Here is a 16,097-nt window from a genome sequence, read left to right as displayed (position 1 = left end):
TCATCGATAAATTTGCGAAACCCGCGCTGCGCATGTCGATTCCCGGTTCCGCCGATCGTCGTGGAAGTCAGCAGCTTCAATAACGAACGGAGAATATCATGACTGAAAAGACAACACCCAAAGGACCCGCTTCCTATTTCCCGTCGATCGAGAAAAAATACGGGCAGCCCGTGGCGCACTGGCTGGGCCTCCTGTCCGGCAAGCCCGGCTTGAAGCATATGGAGCTGGTCGGCTGGCTCAAGGCCGAGCACGGACTGGGGCATGGCCACGCCAACGCCCTGGTCGCCCACCATCTCGCCGCACGCGGCGCCTGAGCGCAGCCTGCACCGGGAATGGTATGCTTCCACCATGACTACCGATTCCGACATTGAACTGTCCGGCGCCTTCCAGGCCAAGGACAGTAACGGCCGTACCCTGGACGTCAAGGCGATCCGCATCTTCGACGAGGGCTACGGGATCATCGACGTATACGTGGACTTCAAGGCCCAGCTCGACCCCGGCGCCTATAAAGACACCGTGCTCACAAAGCAGATCGTCGAGCGCCTGCGTTCGCTCGGGTACAAGGGGCCGGATTTCGGCCACAGCGACCCGGGCCTGCAGGAAAGCCGCCTGATCGTGCTCGAAGCGCCGGAAGAATTCGCAGCCTTCGCCAAGAGCCGCGGCTGGAAGAACCTGGCCGAAGAATTCGACGAGTAAGCTGGCGGCCGGCGCCACGGCGTCCGGCAAGCCCGTCATCTCCGGCGTTTCCAGCCCCTCCATGCCTATAATGTCTCTTTGACATACGGGCACTCCATGCTGCTGCGCCAGGCCTCTACCGTTTCGCTCCGGCGCCTGCTGGTGCTGCTGACTGCGGCCGGCCTGCTGCCGCTGGCGCTGATGGGCGTGTGGGGCCTGCACCTGGTCAGCGACTACCAGCAGCGCGAGCAGCAACGCTCGCTGCTCGACCTGGCGCGCGCGCTGTCGAGCGCCGTCGACGCCGAACTCGATGGCGCGGCGTCCACCCTGACCAGCATGGCGCGCACGCCCGCGATGGAAGTCGGCGACCTGCGCGGCTTCTACGACATCGCCCGTGCCCAGGTGGCGGCCCAGCCGGAATGGCTGACCGTGATCCTCACTGACGCCAGTGGCGCCATCCTGTTCCGTACCGCCGCGCCTTTCGGCAGCACCGGCGGCGGCATCGCCGATCCCGCCAGTCTGAGGCAGGCGCAGAACAGCCGCACGCCGGTCGCCGGGCGGATCGCCGTGGGCAAGGGTGGCCGTCCCGCCTTCCCGGTGCGGGTGCCCATCAAGGACAAAGCCGGCCGCGCCTATATCCTGACCGCCGTCATCCAGCCCGGCCGCATGCTGCGCGTGATCGAGCGCCAGAACGTGCCGCCCAATTCCGTGATCGCCATCATCGACGGCGGCGACACCATCGTGGCCCGCTCCAAGGGGCAGGCACGGGCAGTCGGCAAATCGCCGCACCCTTCGCTGGTGCGCCTGATCCGCGAGGGCGGGGCCGAAGCCGTGGGGGAAACCAGTTCGCTCGAAGGCGAGCCGGTGGTCACCGCCTTCACCCGCTCGCGCTACGGATGGGCGGTGGCGATCGGCGTGCCCACCGCGGTGCTGGCGCCGGCTTCGTTGCAGGGCATCGTGTTCTATGCATCCGGACTGGCCGCCTCGCTGCTGGCCTGCACCCTCATCGCCACCTTCCTTTCGGGGCGCATCGTGCGCTCTTTCCGCAGCCTGCAGCAGGGCACCACGGCGCTGGGCGCGGGCCTGCCGGTCGTGGTGTCGCCCTCGCGCATCACCGAGATCGACCAGATGGAAGCGGCGCTGCAGGCCGCCGCCGCCCAGCGCGACGCGCACGAGGACGAGCGCTCGCAGCTGCTGGCCTCGCTCGAGCGCGCACTGGACGACAGCCGCGACGCCAGCCGGGTCAAGGACGAATTCCTCGCCATGCTGGGGCACGAACTGCGGAACCCGCTCAGCCCCATCGTCACCTCGCTCGACCTGATGGACCTGCGCAACGAGGCTTCCAGCCAGCGCGAACGCAGCATCCTGCGGCGCCAGGTGAATCACCTGAAACGGCTGGTGGACGACCTGCTCGACGTCTCGCGCATCACCAGCGGCAAGCTGCAGATCGATTTGCGGCCGGTGAACCTGGCCGAGGTGGTGCGCCACGTGGTGGCCAGTTTCCCGGGTGTCCCGATCGATGCCAGCACCCCCGAGGCGGCCTGGGTGCAGGGCGACGAAAGCCGGTTGACGCAGGTGCTCAACAACCTGCTGTCGAATGCGGCGCGCTTCGGCAAGGGCAGCACGCGTGTCGTGCTGTCAGTGGCAGGTGGCACGGCAAGGCTGGAAGTGATCGACCGCGGCGTCGGCATGAGCCGCGCGATGCTCGAGCGCGTGTTCGATCCCTTCTTCCAGGCGCCGCAGCCGCTGGCGCGCCATACCGGCGGGCTGGGACTGGGCCTGGCCATCGTGCGCCGGATCGTCGAGCTGCATGGCGGCACGGTGGCGGCCACCAGCGAAGGAGAGGGCAAGGGCAGCCGCTTCGAGGTCGTGCTGCCGCTCGGGGCCATGGCCACGCTTGACCAGGATAGCGAGCGCGCGCCGGAGCCGGGGCGCCTGCGCGTGCTGCTGGTGGACGACAATGCCGACGCGGCGGCGGTGACGGGCGCGCTGCTGGAGCACATGGGACATGTGGTGTGGGTCGCAGGGACTGGGGCGCAGGCGATCGTGGAGGCCGGACGGCATGCGCCCGATGTGGCCGTGCTGGATATCGGCCTGCCCGACATGGACGGCTACGCGCTGGCCGCCCGCCTGCGCGAAGGTGCGCCGGCGCTACGGCTGGTGGCGCTGACGGGCTATGGCCAGAAGGCCGACGTGGCGCAGGCGGCCGGCGCCGGCTTCGACCTGCACCTGACCAAGCCGGCCACGCTGGAAGACCTGCAGCGGGCGCTCACACCCGCTTGATGACTCAGGCGTGCACCGGGCGCCCGGGCGCCTGGCGATACGCCCAGGCCAGCATGACCAGGGCGCCGACGATCATCGGCAGCGACAGCACCTGGCCCGAGGTGACCGGGATGCCGGCGACCGTGATTTCCCAGTCCGGCACGCGGAAGTATTCGGTGGTGAAGCGCGCGCACCCGTACAGCAGCGTGAACATGGCGCCGACCGCAAGGCGCGGGCGCTGCTTGCGCGCATACGGCCACAGGATGATGAAGACGACGATCCCGTCGAGCAGCATCTGGTACAGCGGCGACGGATGGCGCGGGCCTTCGACGCCCGGCCACAGCATGGCCCAGGGCAGGCTCGGGTCGGCGATGCGGCCCGGCAGCTCGTGGTTGATGAAGTTGCCCAGGCGCCCGGCCGCATACCCGAGCGGCACCATGGGTGCGATGAAATCGTAGACGTCGAGCAGGTTGCGCTTCGATTTGCGCGCCCACAGCGCCATCGCGACCAGCACGCCCAGGAAGCCGCCGTGGAAGGACATGCCGCCTTGCCAGACCTTGAAGATCTCGAGCGGATTGGCGAAGAAATGGGCGGGCTGGTAGAACAGCACTTCGCCCAGGCGCCCGCCCAGCACCACGCCCAGCATCCCGTAGAACAGCATGTCGTCGAGGTCTTCGGCTTTCCATCCCTGTGCGGCGATGTGCGGCTGGCGGATGCGCAGGCGGCCCAGCGCCAGGAACAGGCCGAAGGCCAGCACGTACATCAGGCCGTACCAGTGGATGTCCACCGGCCCGATCGAAAAGGCGACCGGGTCCGGGTTCGGGTGTACTAGCATAATCAGTTCTTCCTTATTAAATCCAAAAACCCCTGCAAGACCGGCGAGGGGTTGTCGCGGCGCCAGGCCAGCCCTAGTTCGGCGAGCGGCGTGGGGTCGACCAGGGCACGGTATTCTACGCCGGCGCGCATCAGGTTCGACACCGATTGTGGCACAAGTGCCAATCCCATGCCTCCGGACACCAGGCTGACGATGGTCTGCATTTGGATCGCTTCCTGGCCGATCACGGGGGTAATGCCGGCCGCGTGGAAGCATCCAAGGATGGCGTCGTGCAGGCCTGGCGCCACCGCGCGCGGGAAGATCACCAGCGGCAGCGGCGGCAGGTCGCGCAGGCGCACCGGGCCCTTTGCCTGGAGCGCAGGCAGGCCCGCGGGCGCGCACAGGATCAGCGGTTCTTCCAGCAGCTTCAGGTAGTCGATGGCCGCGTCCATCTTGCCGGGCAGGGGGGGGATGACGAAGCCGGCGTCGATACGGTCGTGCAGCAATTCATCGGCCTGCACGTCGGAAGTCGCTTCGCGCAGCACCAGCGCTACCCCCGGGAAGGCGGCGCGGTAGCGCTGCAGGATGGCGGGCAGCACGCTGTAGTCGGCGGTCGAGACGAAGGCCAGGGTCAGGCGCCCGGCTTCGCCGCCGGCCACGCGCCGCACCAGTTCGGGCAGCCGGGCGGCATCGTCGAGGATGCGCCGCGCTTCGGGCAGCAGGGCAGTGCCGGCGGGGGTGAGCGCCACCTGGCGCCGGTTGCGCAGGAACAGCGGGGCGCCGAGCAGCTCTTCGAGGTTCGCGATGCTTTGGGACAGGGGAGGCTGGGTCATGTGCAGCCGGTCGGCGGCGCGGCCGAAATGCAGTTCTTCGGCGACCGTCAGAAAATAGCGGAGCTGGCGGAGTTCGGGTGTCATTGATACGCAGGATGTATGGGTTGGGTCCGGTGATATGCGGAACATATCACACACCATCCTGCGTTGATCGGGAAATGCTCAGCGGCGCTTGTCGAAGGCCTGCTTCACGCGCGCCGCACGGTGCTTGGACTGGACATTGTGTTCCTTCTTCTTGTCGAGCCCGAGCAGCTTTTCGATGAATTCGAACCAGATAAAGGCGAACACCATCAGCCCGACGATGTACCACCAGGACAGGTCGGCAAAACGCCATACTTCAAAAAAACGCAGCCCGCAGAGGGCGGCAATCAGCAAGATCAGTGGCATGGGAAACTCCTTCTCTTCCCATAGTACAAACAAAATGATGCTGTGTGGAAAAATTCAGCCGAGAGTTGCGGGTTAGTCAAGCTCGTCCGTTGCGCTCTCGTTACAGAGTGTATCCCTGCGTGACCTTGTCAGGAATCACGGTAGAATAAGATTGTCATGAACCAGGAGAAACAAATGAAACGGTCTTTGTTGTTGTGTGTGGTGATGTCGGCCTTCGCGTCCACCAGCGCCTTCGCCCAGGCAGACCTGGCGAAGGCCAAGAACTGCATGGCTTGCCACGCGGTCGCCAACAAGCTGGTCGGGCCGTCCTACAAGGACGTCGCCGCCAAGTACGCCGGCCAGAAAGCTGCCGAGGACAAGCTGGTGCAGAAGGTCATGAAGGGCGGCGCAGGCGTCTGGGGCCCGGTGCCGATGCCGGCCAACCCGCAGGTGAGCGAGGCCGAAGCCCGTAGCCTGGTGAAATGGGTGATGGCGCAGAAGTAATTCGCGTCTGCTGGAATACAAAAAGCGCGCCTGCGTAAGCATGGCGCGCTTTTTTATTGTTGGAACGGTTCGGGTTTCGTAGGGTGGGCGGGTCTCCCGCCCACGCGGTGATAGGTGAACTGTGAAATGCCGCGACAGTGCTGGCTTTGGCGGACCGCGTGGGCGGGAAAACCCGCCCACCCTACAAATGCAACATCAACGGATCACGTCGATCCGCGTCCGCTTGCCACCCTTGTAGGTGAACAAGGTCAACGCCCCATTCAGGATATCGCCCGACTGGTCGAACTGGATGGTCCCGGTCACGCCCTCATACCGGATCTTCTTCAGCTCCGGCAGGTATTTCGCCGGCTCTGCCGATTTCGCATTCTGCATCGCGGCGGCCATCACCATCACCGAGTCGTACACATACGGCGCATACAGCTGCACCTCGGCGCCGGTCTTCTGCTTGAAGCGGGCGCGGAAGTCGGCCATGGTCTGTTCCTGCGGGCCCTTGACGCCGCCCGCTTCGGCGCACACCACCTTGCCTTCGCCGATGGCCTGGCCGGCCAGGCGGCCCAGGGCCTCGGTGCAGATGCCGTCGCCGCCCATGAACCTGGCTTCGATGCCGAGCGCCTTCAGCTGGCGCAGCATCGGGCCGGCCACCGAATCCATCCCGCCAAAGAACACCAGGTCGGGCTTCTTGGCGCGGATCGAGGTCAGGATGGCGGTGTAGTCGGTGGCCGTGGCGCTGGTGAATTCCTTGGCGACGATCTTCACGCCCGGGCCCTTGATGCCCCTGGCGAATTCGGCCGCGACGCCCTGGCCGTAGGTGGTGCGGTCATCGATGATGGCGATGTTCTTCGCCTTGAGCGTCTCGACCGCGTACTTGGCCAGCGTGCCGCCCAGCTTGGCGTCGCTCGCCACCACGCGGAAAGCGCCCGGGAATTTCTGGCGCGTGTACTGGGTGGCGGTGGTGGCCGGCGAGATCTGCACCAGCCCGGCGTCGTGGTAGATCTTCGAGGCCGGCACGGTGGTGCCGGAATTGAGGTGGCCGATGATGCCATTCACCTTGGCGTCGACCAGCTTCTGCGCCACCGCCGTGCCTTGCTTCGGATCGCTGCCGTCGTCTTCGGCCAGCAGCTGCAGCTTCACCTTCTGGCCGCCCAGCATGACGCCCCTGGCATTAAGTTCGTCGATCGCCATGCGCGCCGCGTTCTCGTTGTCCTTGCCGAGGTGGGCGTTCGGTCCCGAGACCGGGCCGACGTGGCCGATCTTGACGACTTGCTGCGCCTGGGCGCTGCCTGCGGCTGCCAGTGCGGCGGCCAGCGCGATGAGCTTGAGACTGAGCTGCATGTGGTGTTCTCCGTGGGTGATGAAGCTGGGCCGCCGTCGCGGCGATCAAGATTTCCACAGTAAAAGGTACAACAGTTTTTCGCCTTCGCAAAGGGATATTGGCAGTCATTTGCGCCAGCGCACCACCGGAGTGCACGGGTGCCCGACAGGTAGGGTGGTCGGGTCCTCCCGACCGCGCGTTCAACTCCGGCATGCACTGTGGCGGCGCACGGTCTGCTTGAACGCGCGGTCGGCAGAGCCGACCACCCTACGGTGCGACATGGTGTCTGCGCCAAACCCTAGCGCGCGATGCGGTAGATCACATCCACACCCTGCACCAGCGTCATGGCCGCCACCAGCGTCAGGTCGCGCGGCGCTTCGGAGCCGCCGTCCGAATAGCGCCCGTTCGGATCCGTCGCCATCCCCATCGCATTCGACAAATTCTTCAGTGCGCCCAGCGAGACGCCCGTCGCCGGCCCCAGCTTTGCGCCGATGCCGCGCGCCATGTTCTGCGCCTTGCCCTTGGCATTGGCCAGGGCCTGGGTCACCAGTTCGGCTTCGATCTTGTCGCGGTCGCTGCGGCTGAAGGCGACGGCCAGCGACTCGACATTCTGCATCGTCATCAGCGCGCGGACCATGGCGGACCACGCCGCCATGTTGCGCACCGTGACGTTGACGGCAACCCGGGTGTCCATCTGCGGCGGCGCGTCGCCGGCCACTTCCGTCTTGCGCGGGCGGCGCAGGATGTCCTGCACGGTGACGTCTCCAGGCGCGATGCCGTGGCTGGCGAACAGCGCCCGGCCGGCCTCCAGTCGTTCGTTCACCTGCTGCCACGCGGTGGCGGCATCGGTGTCGGCGGACACGATCTCGAAGTCGATCTCGCCGGTGTCGGGCAGCATGCCGATGCTGGCGGCGGCGCTGATGTGGATGAAGGGATGGGTGGGCAGGTCGGCGGCCAGGCCGGGGAGAGCGGTGGCCGCCAGCAGCAGGGTCGCGGCGTATCGTTTCAGCATGAGTGAGAGTCCTTGTCGATGAGGGAATGCCTCGACAATAGACCATCTAGACATATATGTCTATCAAATCCCCCATCAAGAACCCTGTTTATGCGCCGATCATAGAGCAGCCTGTCTAGGCGGGCAGACGCGGAAGCGGTGGTAGTCGAGGTCGCAGAAATAGTCTTCCAGTGCCTGCGCCGAGGCGCCCGGGTCGCACAGGGCCACATAGCCGTCGGGACGCACCAGGTAGCTGGCATTGCGCGCGAACCCGGCGTCTACGGCTTCCTTGCCCCAGTCGAATTCGCGCAGCAGCATGCAGTGGCGGTCACACCACGCGCGCAGGTCGTCGTAGGCCTTGCCGTAGACCTGCACCTGCCAGTCGATGGCTTCGGCCGGCGCATGGTTGTCCTTGCCGTCGCGCACCACCCAGGGCACCCGGTCGCCGCCATGGATGCGGCCGGCGGTACCGCTGCTCAAGGGGCTGTCGTGGTAGCTGATCATGGTCTGCGACAGGATGCGGAAGATCTGTTCGCGTGCCGTGCCCACGCTGTAGAGGGCGCCGGCGAAGATCGGTGCGATGCGCATGCGCACGAAATCGGCGAAATTGCCCTCGGCCGTGATGAAGGTGAACATGCGGTCGGTGGTCTCGACCAGCTTGCGTGCGAAGGCGATCCGCTCGGGCTCATAGGTGTCGAGCAGGCTGTCGGGCGCGTCGCCGCGCACCACCGCGGCCAGCTTCCAGGCCAGGTTGATGGCGTCGCCGATCCCGGTGTTCATGCCCTGGCCGCCGGCCGGGCTGTGTACGTGGGCGGCGTCGCCGAGCAGGAAGGCGCGGCCGCGCCGGTAGTGGTCGGTGACCCGGTGGTGCACCCGGTAGGTCGAGAACCAGTGCACCGCATCGACTTCGATGCCGAGGCTGGTGAGCGCGCGGTGGCTGACGTCGTTGAAGGTGAGGCTCTCTGGATGCTGGGCGCGCTCGTCGCGCACGGTGCCGATCAGGCGCGCGCGGCCGGTGTCGCTGTACGAGAGCAGGATGCAGAAATCGGCGGTGTCGAGCGAGGCATGGATTTCGCCGTTGACGGCGGCGCCATGCACCTGCACGTCGGCCACGTAGAACAGGTGGTCGTAGGTGCCGCCCGCGAAGCCGGTGCCAAGGCTGCGCCGGACGGTCGAGCGCGCACCGTCGCAGCCGGCCAGGTAGCGCGCCTCGACCTGCACGTCGTTGCCGCCGTTGCGGCGCAGGCGCGCGACCACGGAGTCGCCCTGTTCCTCGAAGTCGGCCAGTTCGGTATGGCGCTGGACCGAGATGCCCATCTCTTCCAGGTGGCGTACCAGCAGCGCTTCGTGCGCGTCCTGCGGATAGATCAGCACGTAGGGAAAGGCCGTCAGGCGCTCGCCGGCGGACTGGAAGGCCAGCTGGGCACGGCGCTTTCCCTTGACCCACAGGTTGATGGCGGTGTTCGGCCTGCCGGCCGCGACGACTTCGTCGGCCAGCCCGAGCGAGCGGTAGAGTTCGAGGGTGCGTGCATGCACGGCCATGGCGCGCGAGGTGGTACCCGGCCCGGCGGTCTTGTCGACGATGCAGACCTTGATGCCCTGCTTGGCCAGCGCCAGCGCCAGCACCAGGCCGGTCGGCCCGGCCCCCGCGATGAGTACGTCGTATCGGTCCATGGCGCTTCCTCCAGCCCCTCGGCTCTCTACGATAGACGCCGAATCGGGCGATATGTTCCGCGCGGCCTATTCGATACTCAGCGGCAGGTCGCGTCCTTCGAGCGCCACCTGGCCGGCGTAGTCGGCCGCATGGATGCGCAGGATGTAGTCGCCCGGCGCCAGCGCACCGATTTGCCAGCTGCCGGCCGTCACTTCACCATCCTGCAGGCGGTTGTTTACAGCATAGGCGAAATGCGTGGCCTTGCTACCGTAAACCGTGATCCCGCTGTTGGGTGCGTACACCAGCTTGACCGCGTCCGGATTGCGCGGCAGGCGGTCGTACACCTGGGTGATCAATGGGCGTTCGTAGCCGGCCACCGGCGAGCCATCGGCCCGCAGCAGCTGGTAGCCGAGCTTGTACAGGCCGAGGCGACGCCGGGCCAGGTTCCCGTTCACCTGGTCGTAAGCATCGACCACCACGTTGACTTCACCCAGCGAGCGCGGCACGCGCAGCGGTTCGCGCTTCTTTGCCCGCAAGCGCTTGCCGCTGCTGTCGAACAGCGCGATGCTGTTGATCTGCGGCGCCACCGTATCCGTGAAGCCGATGAAGGGGAGCGTCAGCGGATTGACCACCGCGCCGCCCTGGTAATAGTCGAGGTGCACGTGGGCCATCGCATTGATGGTGCCGATCGGATCGCCCACGGCAAAGCGGGTGCCGCGCGGCACCCGCACGCGCTCGGCCTTGCCGCGCTCACCGAGCTGCACCTGGAAGCGCGGGTCGAGCGGCTTGCCGCGGGTGTCGCGCCCGACCCGCATGTGGATATAGGACAGCGGACCGAGGCTGATGCCTTCGCTGAGCGAATCGAAACCCCAGTTCGCAAACGGGTCCGATACTTTCGAGGGCACGACGGCCAGCACCCGGGCGCCGACGTCCGCGCGCACATCGAGGCCGGCGTGGAAGTGGTCGCGGCTGTCGCCGTTATAGCTGCCGCGCACTTCGCCCATCACGCCCACGACCTCGTGCGCCATGTCCTGCGGCCCGACCGGCCACGGCATCGGCGCCGATCGCCGCACCGCCACCGGTTGCGGCCTGGCAGGGGCTGCTTCGCTGGTCCGTGGCACCGCCAGGCGCTCCACACGGTGCGACTGGGCATCGGCGACCACCAGGCTGCCGGCGGGTTCGACCGCGATGCCGCGCGGGCCGTAGAGCTGCACGGTGCCGTCGGGGCCGAAGCCGTCAACGGACGCCGGGACGTCGGCGTCGAGCAGGGCGCGGTATTCGCCTTGTGGCGTGAGCTGCAGGATGCGCCCGCCCGAGCCGGCGGCGATGTACAGGTAGCCGTCGCGCGTGAGCGCCAGGCCGACCGGGCGGCGCAGCACGGGGCGGCGTTCGCCTTCGGGAGGCATGGCGATCGTCGTCACCATGCCGTCCGGGGCGATTTTCCGGATCGCGTGGTTGCCGGTGTCGGCCACGTAGAGTGTGCCGTCGAGGGCCACCGCGATGGCGCTCGGGGTGTCGAAGGCGGCTAGAGAGCCAAGGCCGTCGGCCATGCCGGGCTTGGCGCCGCCTGCGATCGTGGTCACGCTGCCGTCCCTGGCGATGCGGCGGATGCGGTCGTTATAGGTGTCGGCCACGTAGACGATGCCGGCGGCGTCGACGGCGATGCCGACCGGGCCGTTGAACCCAGCGGCGCGCCCGATTCCGTCCAGGTCACCGCGTGCGCCACTGCCGGCCAGCGTGGTCACCGTGCCGTCGGGTGCGATCTTGCGGATGGCGTGGTTGCCGGTGTCGGCCACGTAGAGGTTGCCCGCATGGTCGAAGGCCAGGGCCGACGGGGTGTGGAAGCTGGCTGCCGTGCCGGCGCCGTCCGCGAAACCTTCGCGACCGCCGGCGAAGGTGGCCACCGTGCCGTCCGGCGCGATCGTGCGGATGCGGTTGCTGTCGCCGCCATCGGCGACGTAGATCTTGCCGCGGCTGTCGAGGGCAACGCCGAAGGGGTCGCTGAAGCGGCTGCTTGCTGCCGGGCCGTCCACGGTGCCGGGGATGCCGTCGCCGGCAATAGGGGCGACGCGGGCCGGCCAGAACGGGGCCGTCTTTGCGACCTTCGGCGTGAGCACGATGGGGGCGCCCGGCTGGCGCTCGACGAGGTCGGTGAAATAGAGGGCGGTGCCCGTCAATACGATGCCCGCGCCCGCGAGCGCTGCGATGAGGATCTTTCGGTTCACAGGAGCCGCTAGGGTGATTGCAGAGGATGCAATCTTAGCGGAAGTGTTTGGGTCGTGTTGCACGTAGGGTGGGCGGGTCTCCCGCCCGCGCGTTCAACTATCGCGTGGATGGACGCAACGCGGATTTTCCAACGTGCGTTGAACGCGTGGGCAGAATCTGCCCACCCTACGAGGTGCGAGTGTTCAGGCCTTACTGACCTAGTGTCTGCAAATGCGTGATTTCCTGCGCCACCGCCTTGCTGACAATCTCCCCCAGCGCCTCCTGCAAGCCCTCCCGCAAATCCGCACTGAACCGCTCCAGCGACCTTTGCATCGCATCCGCCATCGCATCGCGCACGCGCTGCTCGAGGACGAAATCGATCCGCCCCTGCAGCTGCTGCAGCACGCGCTCGGTCACGCGGCGTTCCAGCACGCTCCATTCCTCGCCGGTCCAGCGCTCAAGGGCGCGGCGTTCGAGCTGTTCGGCCACAGGCTCGGTAGCCGACGCGGCAGCGACCGGCGCAGGCGCCGGCTCGCTCACGACTTCAGTCAGCACCGGGATGCTCGGGTCGAATGCGGGGTTCTCGTTCATGACTGTCCTGCGACGAAGTGGGTCAGGGGATAGGACTGCTTCTTGTAGGCCGAGTAGCGCTGGCGGCCGGCCGCCGCATCGTCTTCGTCGAGCGAGATGATCTCGAATACGCGCGCGAATTCGTCCAGCCTGGCGGGCGTGCGGCGTGTGAGGTTGACCAGCATGTCGTGGTGCGGCAGCGCTACCGCTTCGTCGAAGGTGACGATGATGGGCGTGACGGCTGCCAGCGGGTCGTCCGCGAATACGTGCGGGATGAAATCGGTATCCGATACCGTCCACAGCGCCGCATCGAGCGCTTCGGCCTGGGCGGCGCTGTCCACCAGCACGACGACTTTCGCCTTGGCCGCATAGGCCTTGCGCGCCAGGCGGCAGGCGTAGGCCAGCTTGTCGGGGATATTGGTATGGAAGTCGATGCGCGTCATGATGGGTAGAAATATACAGGGCGGCACATGGCCGCCCCGGGTTTAGGTCAACAATAGCTTAACCGTTCATGCCGCTGTGGCGCAGCAGTGCATCGATCGAGGGCTCGCGGCCGCGGAAGGCCTTGAACGATTCCAGCGCCGGGCGCGAGCCGCCCATGGCGAGGATCTCGCGCTGGAAGCGCTTGCCGGTTTCCGCCAGGTTGCCGCGCTCCAGCGCTTCTTCGAAGGCCGCATACGCATCCGCCGACAGCACTTCGGCCCACTTGTAGCTGTAGTAGCCGGCCGCATAGCCGCCCGAGAAGATGTGGCCGAACGAATGCTGGAAGCGGTTGAAGGCGGGCGGGACCAGGACCGAGAATTTCTCGCGCACGTCGTTGATCAGGTCTTGCACGGTGCGCTGGCTCTCCGGATCGAAGTCGTAGTGCAGGTGCATGTCGATCAGCGAGAACTCGACCTGGCGCAGCGTCACCATACCGGACTGGAAGTTTTTCGCGGCCAGCATCTTGTCGAACAGCAAACGCGGCAGCGGCTCCCCCGTCTTCACATGGGCGGTCATCTGCTGCAGCTTGTCCCACTCCCAGCAGAAGTTCTCCATGAACTGGGACGGCAGTTCCACCGCATCCCATTCCACGCCCGAGATGCCGGACACCGACAGTTCCTCGACTTCGGTCAGCATGTGGTGCAGGCCGTGGCCGAATTCGTGGAACAGGGTGATGACTTCGTCGTGGGTGAACAGCGACGGCTGCAGCTTGCCGTCCACCGTAGCGGGCGGGGTGAAGTTGCAGGTCAGGTAGGCGATCGGCGTCTGCAGGATGCCGCCCGTGGCCAGGCGGCGGCCGCGCGCGTCGTCCATCCAGGCGCCCTGGCCCTTGCCCTGGCGTGCGTACAGGTCCAGGTAGAACTGGCCAATAAGGTCGCCGTCACGCTCGATGCGGAAGAAGCGCACGTCCGGGTGCCAGACCGGCGCTTCGTCCGTGTTGATCACGACCCCGAACAGGTCCTGGATGATGGTGAACAGGCCGCCCACCACCTTCGGCTCGGGGAAGTATTCCTTCACTTCCTTTTCGGAGAAGGCGTAGCGCTTCTCGCGCAGTTTTTCGGAGGCGTAGGCCACGTCCCAGGACTGCATGTCGTCGATGCCCAGCTCGTCGCGGGCAAACGCGCGCAGCTCTTCCAGGTCTTTCTCGGCGAACGGGCGCGCGCGCTTGGCCAAATCTTCCAGGAATTCAATGACGTGCTGCGGGCTTTGCGCCATCTTGGGCACCAGCGAGACCTCGGCGAAGTTGCCGTAGTCGAGCAGCTTGGCTTCTTCGTTGCGCAGGCGCAGCAGGTTCACGATGTTGGACGAGTTGTCCCACTTTTCCAGCTCGCTGAACATCAGGCCGGCGTCCGAGGCCTTGGTGGCACTGGCGCGGTAGACCGTTTCGCGTAAGGAGCGGTTGTCGCAGAACTGCAGCACCGGGTAGTAGGACGGGAAGTGCAGGGTGAACTGCCAGCCGGCCTTGCCGTCCTTTTCGGCGGCGGCGCGGGCGGCCGCCTTCACGTCATCCGGCACGCCGGCGAGTTCCGCTTCGCTCTCGACCACCAGCTTGTAGTCGTTGGTCGCGTCCAGCACGTTTTCCGAGAAGCGGGTGGAGGTCGCGGCCTGCAGTTCCTGGATCTCTGCAAAGCGCTGCTTGCGCTCTTCCGGCAGCTCGGCGCCGCCCAGGCGGAAGTCGCGCAGCGCGTTTTCGACGATCTTCTTGCGCGCCGGGTTCAAGCTGTCGTAATCGCTGCCGGCGCGCAGCAGCTTGTACTTGGCGAACAGCGCCTCGTTCTGGCCGAGCGAGGTCCAGAACTCGGTGACCTTCGGCTGGTTCTCGTTGTAGACCGCGCGCAGTTCGGGCGTGTCCATCACGTTGTTCAGGTGGTTGACCACGCCCCAGGCGCGGCCCAGGCGTTCGGTGGCTTCTTCCAGCGGCACCACGAAGCTGTCCCAGGTGACCGTGTCGACGGGTGCTTCCAACCGGGTCACGACCTCGGATGCTTCCTCGATCAGCTGTTCGATGGCCGGCGTGACGTGCTCGGGCTTGACCGCATCGAAACGGGTCAGGCCGGAAAAATCGAGAAGGGGATTGCTGGCTGCGATGGTCATGGTGTTCCTTCTAATGTTAGGCCACGCCGGGCTTCGGTTCCATTCCCGTTGCCTGGCTGGGGCATTCCTGGCTGCTCGAGTGCACGCGTTCCGCGGACTCGACGGTATTCATCAAGAGCATCGTGATCGTCATCGGGCCGACGCCGCCCGGCACCGGGGTGATGTGCGAGGCTACCTCGCGGACGCCGGCAAAGTCCACGTCGCCGCACAGTTTGCCCGCATCGTCGCGGTTCATGCCGACGTCGATCACGATCGCGCCCGGTTTCACCATGTCGGCCTTCAATGTATTGCGGCGGCCCACGGCGGCAACCACCACGTCGGCCTGGCGTGTGTACAGGCCGAGGTCCGGCGTCGCGCTATGGCAGATGGTGACGGTGGCATTGGCTTGCAAGAGCAGCAGGGCCATCGGCTTGCCGACAGTGTTCGAGCGGCCGATCACGACCGCGTGCTTGCCGCGCAGGTCGACGCCGGTGCTTTCGATCAGCTTCATGCAGCCGTAAGGCGTGCACGGGCGGAAGCCCGGCAGGTTGGCGACCAGTTCGCCGGCCGACAGCACGGAATAGCCATCGACGTCCTTGCTGGTGGCGATCGCTTCGATGACCTTGCTCGGGTCGATGTGCTTGGGCAGGGGCATCTGCACCAGGATGCCGTGGATGGCCGGGTCGCAGTTCAGGGCCGCGATGCGCTCGAGCAGGGCTGCCTCGCTCAGGTCGGCCTCGTATTTTTCCAGCACCGAATGGAACCCGACGTCGCCGCAGGCCTTGACCTTGTTGCGCACGTAGACGTGGCTGGCCGGGTCCTCGCCGACCAGGATCACGGCCAGGCCGGGCTGCTTGCCGGCGGCGGTAAGCCTGGCGGCGCGTTCGGCGATTTCACCGCGCAGTTGTTGGGAAAGGAGGACTCCGTCGATCAATTGGGCAGGCATGTTCGGGCTCGTGGCTAGGCAAAAACGAAATTATACGGCCCGCACCTATATCGCGCGCCGCCCATGGCGAAGCATTGTCATATTTGCAGGCAGATGCGTTTCGTGCTCCGCCAAAGGTAAGAGAGCGGCTGGTGGTATTTTGCGCCCCCTTCGTTGTAAGCTTGATAAGCCTGACATCGTAGGGTGGGCGGGTCTCCCGCCCGCGCGTTCAACGCACGGATGCAAGCCACGGAGCAGGCCAGGATACGTAATTTGAACGCGCGGTCGGCGCAGCCGCCCGCCCTCCGAAAATGTGCGGTCGCAGCACGAGATTTCACTATATGAAATAGCATATCGCAATTTGAAAAATAATAGACCCGCTGGTAGAATCGAAGGGTTTATTTTCAGACATTTGAAATTTCACCAAATC

General features: G+C 66.1%; 15 protein-coding genes. 4 read left to right on the top strand and 11 right to left on the bottom strand.

The window, feature by feature from the left end; all coding sequences use genetic code 11:
• Positions 1-98 precede the first annotated feature (98 nt).
• From HGB41_RS07245 to HGB41_RS07235, 3 genes are all read left to right on the top strand, one after another.
• Complete coding sequence (locus tag HGB41_RS07245; RefSeq protein WP_171082669.1) at positions 99-314, top strand: DUF4287 domain-containing protein; 216 nt, start codon at positions 99-101, stop codon at positions 312-314.
• On the top strand, positions 262-696 hold the full coding sequence (locus HGB41_RS07240) for a hypothetical protein (protein WP_229422865.1): 435 nt from the start codon (positions 262-264) through the stop codon (positions 694-696). Before HGB41_RS07245 ends, HGB41_RS07240 begins: the two co-directional genes overlap by 53 nt.
• Positions 697-792: 96 nt before the next feature.
• Positions 793-2,958 carry a hybrid sensor histidine kinase/response regulator gene (locus HGB41_RS07235; RefSeq protein WP_171082667.1) on the top strand — a complete coding sequence of 722 codons (2,166 nt, stop codon included), beginning with the start codon at positions 793-795 and terminating at the stop codon, positions 2,956-2,958.
• 4 nt (positions 2,959-2,962) lie between these two features.
• Here the strand turns inward: HGB41_RS07235 and lgt are convergent, their stop codons facing one another.
• The 3 genes from lgt to HGB41_RS07220 all read right to left on the bottom strand — a co-directional run bounded on the left by lgt (position 2,963) and on the right by HGB41_RS07220 (position 4,971).
• Positions 2,963-3,772 (bottom strand): prolipoprotein diacylglyceryl transferase, encoded by an 810-nt coding sequence (gene lgt, locus HGB41_RS07230; protein WP_171082665.1) that lies wholly within the window; start codon positions 3,770-3,772, stop codon positions 2,963-2,965.
• 2 nt (positions 3,773-3,774) lie between these two features.
• Positions 3,775-4,668: a LysR family transcriptional regulator gene (locus tag HGB41_RS07225; RefSeq protein WP_171082664.1), complete on the bottom strand. Its 894-nt coding sequence runs from the start codon at positions 4,666-4,668 to the stop codon at positions 3,775-3,777.
• A 78-nt stretch (positions 4,669-4,746) separates the two neighbouring features.
• On the bottom strand, positions 4,747-4,971 hold the full coding sequence (locus tag HGB41_RS07220; RefSeq protein WP_171082662.1) for a hypothetical protein: 225 nt from the start codon (positions 4,969-4,971) through the stop codon (positions 4,747-4,749).
• A gap of 174 nt (positions 4,972-5,145) precedes the next feature.
• Here HGB41_RS07220 and HGB41_RS07215 point away from each other — a divergent pair, with 174 nt between their 5' ends.
• The gene (locus HGB41_RS07215) at positions 5,146-5,454 is read left to right on the top strand and encodes a c-type cytochrome (protein ID WP_171082660.1); all 309 of its coding nucleotides are present in this window, start codon (positions 5,146-5,148) and stop codon (positions 5,452-5,454) included.
• A gap of 195 nt (positions 5,455-5,649) precedes the next feature.
• Here the strand turns inward: HGB41_RS07215 and HGB41_RS07210 are convergent, their stop codons facing one another.
• From HGB41_RS07210 to folD, 8 genes are all read right to left on the bottom strand, one after another.
• Complete coding sequence (locus HGB41_RS07210; protein ID WP_171082658.1) at positions 5,650-6,786, bottom strand: branched-chain amino acid ABC transporter substrate-binding protein; 1,137 nt, start codon at positions 6,784-6,786, stop codon at positions 5,650-5,652.
• 278 nt (positions 6,787-7,064) lie between these two features.
• On the bottom strand, positions 7,065-7,778 hold the full coding sequence (locus tag HGB41_RS07205) for an SIMPL domain-containing protein (RefSeq protein WP_171082655.1): 714 nt from the start codon (positions 7,776-7,778) through the stop codon (positions 7,065-7,067).
• Between the two features lie 99 nt (positions 7,779-7,877).
• Entirely contained in the window at positions 7,878-9,431 is a 1,554-nt protein-coding gene (locus HGB41_RS07200) for an FAD-dependent oxidoreductase (protein WP_171082653.1), read from the bottom strand.
• Between the two features lie 66 nt (positions 9,432-9,497).
• Complete coding sequence (locus HGB41_RS07195; RefSeq protein ID WP_171082651.1) at positions 9,498-11,636, bottom strand: NHL repeat-containing protein; 2,139 nt, start codon at positions 11,634-11,636, stop codon at positions 9,498-9,500.
• A gap of 190 nt (positions 11,637-11,826) precedes the next feature.
• Positions 11,827-12,207, bottom strand: coding sequence for a DUF2486 family protein (locus HGB41_RS07190; RefSeq protein WP_171082650.1), 381 nt, complete (start codon positions 12,205-12,207; stop codon positions 11,827-11,829).
• On the bottom strand, positions 12,204-12,629 hold the full coding sequence (locus tag HGB41_RS07185; RefSeq protein ID WP_171082647.1) for a DNA polymerase III subunit chi: 426 nt from the start codon (positions 12,627-12,629) through the stop codon (positions 12,204-12,206). Before HGB41_RS07185 ends, HGB41_RS07190 begins: the two co-directional genes overlap by 4 nt.
• 58 nt (positions 12,630-12,687) lie before the next feature.
• On the bottom strand, positions 12,688-14,763 hold the full coding sequence (locus tag HGB41_RS07180) for a M3 family metallopeptidase (protein WP_171082644.1): 2,076 nt from the start codon (positions 14,761-14,763) through the stop codon (positions 12,688-12,690).
• A 16-nt stretch (positions 14,764-14,779) separates the two neighbouring features.
• On the bottom strand, positions 14,780-15,688 hold the full coding sequence (folD, locus tag HGB41_RS07175; protein ID WP_171082642.1) for a bifunctional methylenetetrahydrofolate dehydrogenase/methenyltetrahydrofolate cyclohydrolase FolD: 909 nt from the start codon (positions 15,686-15,688) through the stop codon (positions 14,780-14,782).
• Between the last annotated feature and the right edge of the window lie 409 nt (positions 15,689-16,097).

It is taken from the genome of Telluria aromaticivorans (assembly GCF_013003915.1).
Lineage (GTDB): Bacteria > Pseudomonadota > Gammaproteobacteria > Burkholderiales > Burkholderiaceae_D > Telluria > Telluria aromaticivorans.
Note: the sequence above shows the minus strand (reverse complement) of the source record. Positions and strands in the feature narration are given on the sequence as shown.